This is a genomic window from Micromonospora sp. NPDC003776, from assembly GCF_053605645.1.
Genome location: NZ_JBSGJR010000441.1, coordinates 1 through 6,076, shown reverse-complemented (window position 1 = coordinate 6,076; position 6,076 = coordinate 1). Strand labels below are relative to the sequence as shown.

The window sequence follows — 6,076 nt, the reverse complement described above, 5'->3', positions numbered from 1 at the left end:
CCGGACCCGCCTGGCCGGGCGGGCGCGCGGGCCGGCCGGCACCGACGCCGCCTGAGCCGCGGGCTCAGCGGGGCGGCGGCTCCGGCCGGACCAGGCCCACGTCGTACGCGAAGACCACCGCCTGGATCCGGTCGCGCAGGCCGAGCTTGCTGAGGATGGCGGAGATGTGGGTCTTCACGGTGGCGGTGCTCAGGTAGAGCCGCTCCGCGATCTCGGCGTTGGACAGCGCCCGCGCCGTCAGCGACAGCACCTCCACCTCGCGGGCGGTCAGCGCGGCCAGCCGCCCGGCGCCGGTCGCCGGGGCGGGCAGCCGGTCGGCGAACCGGTCCAGCAGCCGGCGGGTCACCGTCGGCGCCAGCAGGGCGTCCCCGCGGGCCACCACCCGGACCGCCTCGGCGAGGTCCGCCGGTCGGGTGTCCTTGAGCAGGAAGGCGCTGGCCCCGGCGCGCAGCGCCGCGTACACGTGCTCGTCCAGGTCGAACGTGGTGAGCATGACGACCCGGGCCAGGTTGCCGCCCGACACCAGCTCCCGGGTCGCGGCGATGCCGTCCTGCCGGGGCATCCGGACGTCCATCAGCACCACGTCGGGCCGGGTCCGGTTCGCCACCGCGACCGCCGCCACGCCGTCGGCCGCCTCCCCGACGACGGTCAGGTCCGGCCGGGCGTCGATGATCATCGCGAGGCCGGCCCGGATCAGGTCCTGGTCGTCGGCGATCACCACCCGAACACTCACGGTGCGGCCTCTGTTCGCGGCTGCGGGGCTCGCAGGACCGGCTCACTCCTCGCGCTCACGGTCCGACCTCCACCGGTAGCCGGGCCTGGACCCGGAAACCGCCTGCCGGCAGCGGGCCGGCGTCCAGGGTGCCGCCCAGCAGCCGGGCCCGTTCCCGCATGCCGACGATGCCGCGACCCGTGCCCGTGCCGGTGGCTCCGCGGCGGGGCCGCGCGGTCCCGTCGTTGACCACGTCCAGCCGGAGCACGCCGTCGTCGTACCGGACGCTGACCTCGGCGCGGGTGGCCTGACTGTGCCGCAGGGCGTTGGTCAGCGACTCCTGCACGATCCGGTACGCCGACAGTTGCACCCCGCCCGGAAGCTCGTCGGCGAGGTCGTCGCGGCGCATCGTGACCGGCAGGCCGACCGCCCGCACCGCCTCGGCGAGGGCGTCGAGCTGCGCCAGGCCGGGCTGCGGCCCGTCCGGGTCCGTGCCGTCGTCGGTGGCCAGCGCGTGCAGCATCGCCCGCAGCTCGGTGAGCGCCGAGCGGGCCGCCTCGTTGATCGACCCGAGTGCGGCCCGGGCCCGCTCCGGGTGCTGGTCGAAGACGTCCTCGGCGGCGGCCGCCTGCACGGCGATGACGGCCACGTGGTGGGCCACGACGTCGTGCAGCTCGCGGGAGATCCGTTCCCGTTCCCGGGCGAGCACCTGCCGCTGCCGGTCGCGCCGGCGGTGCGCGTGCCCGCGTTGCAGCTCGCCGACCGCCCAGCCGAAGCCCAGCCCGGTGGCCGCGAACAGCACGTCCCGCCAGCCGCCGGTGACCAGTTTCCACGGCGTGGGCGCGAGCAGCACGGCGAGCGCGACCAGGGAGACCCGGGGCGGGCGCAGCCGGGCGACGTACGCCAGGGGAGCGGCGACGAACCCGAGCCAGCCCAGCTCGGGGCAGAGCGCCTCCAGCCCGATCCCGGCGAGGGCGGCCACCGCCAGGCCGTACACCGGTCGGCGGCGGATCCACAGCAGACAGCCGGCCTGCACGGCGGCCAGGCCGACCACGACGGCGGTCCCGGCCGTGCCGCCGCGACCGGTCCCGGGGACGAGCGCCACGGTCAGGGCGATGCCGAAGAGCGCGGCGGCGATGCCGCCATCGATCAGCAGCAGCATCCGGGATCGCGACCGACAGTTCACACCCCGGATGCTATGTGGCGGACCGGTCCCCGCTCATCGGCCGCGAGACGGAGATGCCGGCGGGAATCCGGTCCCCGGGACGGACCGGCGAACCCGCTCGCGGCCCGATCCGGCCCGGACCCCTCCGCGCCTAGCGTCCCCCTGGAACTGTCCACGGACCCGGCGGCGGGTCCGCCCATCCGGTGGAGGTACGGACCGATGAACACGATGCCCCACACTGCCGCCCCCCGCTCGGCACGCCGGCGCGGCCGGGCCCTGGCGGTGCTCGCCACCACAGCCGCCACCCTGCTCGTCTGGGTCGTCGCGGTCCCCGCGTCCGGAGTGGACCTCACGGCACGCATCGGCGGCACAGAGCAGACGGTGACCCCGGTCGCGGTCGTGCTCTCCACCCTGCTGGCCGGGCTGGCCGCGTGGGGCCTGCTCGCCCTGCTGGAGCGGCTCACCACCCGATCGCGGGCCGTCTGGACCGGCGCCGCCCTGATCGTGCTGCTGGTGTCGCTGGCCGGGCCGATGGGCGGGGGAGTGGGTACGGCGGCGGTGGCCACACTGGTCGCGATGCACCTGGTGACGGCCGTCGTCCTCGTACCGCTGCTGTGGCGGACCGCGGCCCGCTGACCCGCCGCGTGCGGGCGGTCGTCGGATGTCGGCACCGGGCTGGACATCGCCGTCCGGCCCGGACCCGACCCCGGTCAGCCGGCCGGCACCGGCTCCGGCAGCGGCTCGCCCGTCTCGAGCAGGCTCTTGAGGCTGGCCAGCAGCTCCGGCCAGCCGCCGCTGCCGTCGAGCTGGCCGCTGATCGCCCGGTGCATCTCGCTGTCCGGGGAGAAGTCGTCGTGGATCACCGTCAGCCGGACCGCCTCGCCGTGCGGCGCGAGGTCGAAGGTGACCTTCGACCGTCGTTCGGCGAGCCGGGCGGCCAGTTCCTCCTCGGACCAGCCGAAGTGGGCCGCGTGCTCCGGCTGAAAGCCGTGCCAGGTGTAGGAGAGCCGCCGGTACGGCTCTGCTTCCAGCACCCGCTGCCCGAGGTCCTTCGGCCGGCCGTCGGGGGATTCCTGCCAGAGCACCGGCGACCCGACCTGCCAGTCCGAGACCAGGGCGGCCCCGCCCCAGTAGCGTCGGGTGAACTCCGGTTCGATCAGCGCCCGCCACAGCCGTTGCGGCGTCGTCCGGATGTAGGTGGTGTAGACGAAGGTCGGGTTCTCCATAAGCTCCCGCTCCAATGCTGTCCGCAGGTCGGCGAGGGCGCGCGCCCGCTCGCGGTGATACCGGCCGATCCACCGGTCGGCGACCGCGTTGATCGGGGCCGCGTTGAGGTGGTGAAGCTTCTCCCGGCCGCGTCGCGTGGTGGTCACCAGCCCGGCCGCCTCCAGCACCGCGAGGTGCTTGCTCACCGCCTGCCGGGTCAGGTCCAGCCCGGCGCAGAGTTCGCGCAGACTCTGTCCGTTGCGGGCGTTGAGGCTGTCGAGCAGCCGCCGCCGACTGACGTCGGCCAGCGCCCGGAACACCTCGTCCATCCCGCCACCGCCCTCATGAAAGGCAACCATCCGGCTGCCTGTGCCCACCATAGGCAACCACCTGGCTGCCTGTCCAGCGCTTGCCACCCTTCACCGGCCGCCAGCATGAAGCTAGCCTCCTAGGATGCCTTAGACGAGGTGTGCTGGCACACCCGACCTAGCCTGAAGGCGACGTGCCAAAAGGAGGGTGCGATGGGCGAGGGCGACGACGGCACCAGAAACGTCCGGATGCCCGACCAGGTCCGGCTCACCCTGCGCGACCGGATCGTCCTGGCCCTGATGGCCTGCGCGGTGGCCGCCGCGATCGGCGTCGTGGTCGCCTGGGCCACCGGGGACACCAGCGGCATCGTGGCCGACAAGCGCGAGGTGCAGATCACCGAGTGCGGGGACGGCTGTCGGCTGAAGACCTGCCACCAGGTCACCTACGTCACCGACGACGGCCACCGACGCACGTTGTGCCTGCCGAAGGGCCGGTACGACCGGGTCAACCTCGGCGACCGCATCTCCGGATAGGACCCGGTTCGTCTCACCTTTTCCTGGTGCCCGATCGGCCAGGTCGCCCGCCGTTCTTTCGGCGTACCGATTCGCTGACGGACATTGACCGGTAGTCGACTGAGATGTCGGTCACGCCGCCAACGCGTGCCGTCCTGAGCAGGGATTATGGCTCTCTGAGGCGTCACGGCCGGCGGGACGGTACGGCGCGGGAAATGCGCTGTCGGCTAGCCGTCGGCCCATTCGCTTTCCCCGCCCCGAGGTTTTGCGGCTCACTGTGGACATCCCTTTTTTGATGAAACGGAAATCAACCGTGTCCACCACCAATGAGACCGGGCAGGCGATCGTCCTCGGCGGCAGCATCGGCGGCCTGCTCGCCGCGCGGGTGCTGAGCGAGTCGTACGCGCAGGTCACCGTCTTCGACCGGGACGAGTTGCCCGCGGCAGCCGCCGACCGCAAGGGTGTGCCGCAGAGCGAGCACGCCCACGGCCTGCTCGCCCGGGGCCGGCAGATCCTCGAGGAGCTCTTCCCCGGTCTGACCGCGGATCTGGCTGCTCAGGGGGCCGTTCCCGTCGACGTCCAGCGGGACTGCCTCTGGGTCAACGACGGCCACCGGATCCCCCGGGTCGCCTCCGGCCTCGACGGGCTCTGCGTCAGCCGCCTCGCCCTGGAGGCGTACGTCCGGGACCGGGTCCGGGCCCTGCCCAACGTGGAGGTCCGGGACCGGTGCGAGGCGTTGGGGCTGATCGCCGACAGCGACGGCGGCGCGGTCACCGGTGCCCGGATCCTGCCCCGTGACGGCGCGCCGGAGCGCCACCACGCCGACCTGGTCGTGGACGCCACCGGCCGGGGCAACCGCGGCCCCACCTGGCTCGCCGAGCTCGGCTACCAGCCGCCCGTCGAGGACCGGGTCGACCCCCGCACGGTGTACGTCTCCCGCGACTACCGCCGTACCCCCGGCCAGACGGACTTCGCCGCCTTCATCAGCAGCCCTTCGCCGGCCTCCCCGTACGGCGGGGTCGCCATCGCCGCGGAGGGTGTCAACTGCTGCCAGGGGAGTGTTCTTTAGGCGTCGAAGGCGCGTTCTGGTGCGGTGTTTGAGTGAGGGGTTGCGGGAGTGTCGTACCCGTCGCCGACACTGATCGCGGAGGGGGTGAGTGGGGGTGGGTGTGCGCGGTATGCAGGCGTATCGTTTTGCGCTCGATCTGACCCCGTTCCAGGAACGGCTGGTGCTGGCGCATGCGGGCGCGGCCAGGGTGGCGTACAACTGGGGTCTGGCCAGGGTGAAAGCGGTCATGGGCCAGCGCGCCGCCGAACGCTCCTACGGCACACCCGAAGAGCTGCTGACTCCGGCCCTCGGGTGGAATCTCGCGGCGTTGCGTAAGGCGTGGAACCAGGCGAAGCCGGATGTGGCGCCGTGGTGGCCGGAGTGCTCCAAAGAGGCGTTCAACACCGGCCTGGACAACCTGGCCCGCGGCTTGAAGAACTGGTCCGACTCCCGGGCAGGCAAGCGCGCCGGTCGGCGAGTCGGGTTCCCGCGGTTCAAGTCCCGCCGCCGCAGCACGCCGAGTATCCGGTTCACGACCGGCGCGATCCGCATGGAGCCGGACCGTAAGCATGTCGTGCTGCCCCGGCTGGGCCGGCTCAAGCTGCACGAGTCGACCCGTAAGCTCGCCCGCCGTCTGGAGGTGGGCACGGCTCGGATTCTGTCGGCGACGGTGCGCCGTGACGGCGGGCGGTGGCAGGTCGCGTTCTGCGTCGAAATCGAGCGGGCCGAGCGCACCCGCACCCCGACGCGCCCGCAGGCGGTGGTCGGTGTGGATGTGGGGATCAGCCACCTGGCGGTGCTGTCCACCGGTGAGATGGTGCCCAACCCCCGGCATCTGGACGAGGCGGCCCAGCGGATGCGACGTCTGTCCCGGCGGATGTCCCGGCGCGTCGGGCCGGACCGGCGCACCGGCCAGCGGCCCTCAAACCGGTGGGAACGCGCCCGCCGGCACGTCGCCCGCGCGCACGCGCGGGTAGCGAACCTGCGCCGTGACAACCTGCACAAGCTCACCACCGGGCTGGCCCGCGCGTACGGCACGATCGTGGTCGAAGACCTCCACGTGGCCGGCATGCTGGCCAACCGGCGGCTGGCCCGACACATCGCGGATGCCGGCTTCGCCGAGA

At 73.2% G+C, this 6,076-nt stretch carries 7 protein-coding genes; 4 read left to right on the top strand and 3 right to left on the bottom strand.

The window, feature by feature from the left end; translation table 11 throughout:
- Nucleotides 1–64 precede the first annotated feature (64 nt).
- Together ACWEVO_RS27515 and ACWEVO_RS27510 are read right to left on the bottom strand one after the other, a co-directional pair.
- Nucleotides 65–733 (bottom strand): response regulator, encoded by a 669-nt coding sequence (locus tag ACWEVO_RS27515; protein WP_452310399.1) that lies wholly within the window; start codon nt 731–733, stop codon nt 65–67.
- 55 nt (nt 734–788) lie between these two features.
- Entirely contained in the window at nt 789–1,874 is a 1,086-nt protein-coding gene (locus ACWEVO_RS27510; RefSeq protein ID WP_452310398.1) for a sensor histidine kinase, read from the bottom strand.
- Nucleotides 1,875–2,096: 222 nt separating this feature from the next.
- Here ACWEVO_RS27510 and ACWEVO_RS27505 point away from each other — a divergent pair, with 222 nt between their 5' ends.
- On the top strand, nt 2,097–2,513 hold the full coding sequence (locus tag ACWEVO_RS27505) for a DUF6069 family protein (RefSeq protein WP_452310397.1): 417 nt from the start codon (nt 2,097–2,099) through the stop codon (nt 2,511–2,513).
- Between the two features lie 74 nt (nt 2,514–2,587).
- Here the strand turns inward: ACWEVO_RS27505 and ACWEVO_RS27500 are convergent, their stop codons facing one another.
- On the bottom strand, nt 2,588–3,412 hold the full coding sequence (locus ACWEVO_RS27500; RefSeq protein ID WP_452310396.1) for an ArsR/SmtB family transcription factor: 825 nt from the start codon (nt 3,410–3,412) through the stop codon (nt 2,588–2,590).
- A gap of 192 nt (nt 3,413–3,604) precedes the next feature.
- On the opposite strand from ACWEVO_RS27500, the gene ACWEVO_RS27495 reads away from it, so the two are divergent.
- The 3 genes from ACWEVO_RS27495 to tnpB all read left to right on the top strand — a co-directional run.
- On the top strand, nt 3,605–3,925 hold the full coding sequence (locus ACWEVO_RS27495) for a hypothetical protein (protein WP_452310395.1): 321 nt from the start codon (nt 3,605–3,607) through the stop codon (nt 3,923–3,925).
- 292 nt (nt 3,926–4,217) lie between these two features.
- The gene (locus tag ACWEVO_RS27490; protein ID WP_452310394.1) at nt 4,218–4,973 is read left to right on the top strand and encodes an FAD-dependent oxidoreductase; all 756 of its coding nucleotides are present in this window, start codon (nt 4,218–4,220) and stop codon (nt 4,971–4,973) included.
- Between the two features lie 94 nt (nt 4,974–5,067).
- A partial coding sequence (tnpB, locus tag ACWEVO_RS27485) for an IS607 family element RNA-guided endonuclease TnpB (RefSeq protein WP_452310393.1) occupies nt 5,068–6,076 on the top strand: 1,009 nt, incomplete at its 3' end.

Excerpts from the sequence above, each read along its gene's own strand:
- ACWEVO_RS27510 (WP_452310398.1), bottom strand. The coding sequence starts at position 1,874 with ATGCTGCTGCTGATCGATGGCGGCATCGCCGCCGCGCTCTTCGGCATC.
- ACWEVO_RS27505 (WP_452310397.1), top strand. The coding sequence starts at position 2,097 with ATGAACACGATGCCCCACACTGCCGCCCCCCGCTCGGCACGCCGGCGC.
- ACWEVO_RS27500 (WP_452310396.1), bottom strand. The coding sequence starts at position 3,412 with ATGGACGAGGTGTTCCGGGCGCTGGCCGACGTCAGTCGGCGGCGGCTG.
- ACWEVO_RS27495 (WP_452310395.1), top strand. The coding sequence starts at position 3,605 with ATGGGCGAGGGCGACGACGGCACCAGAAACGTCCGGATGCCCGACCAG.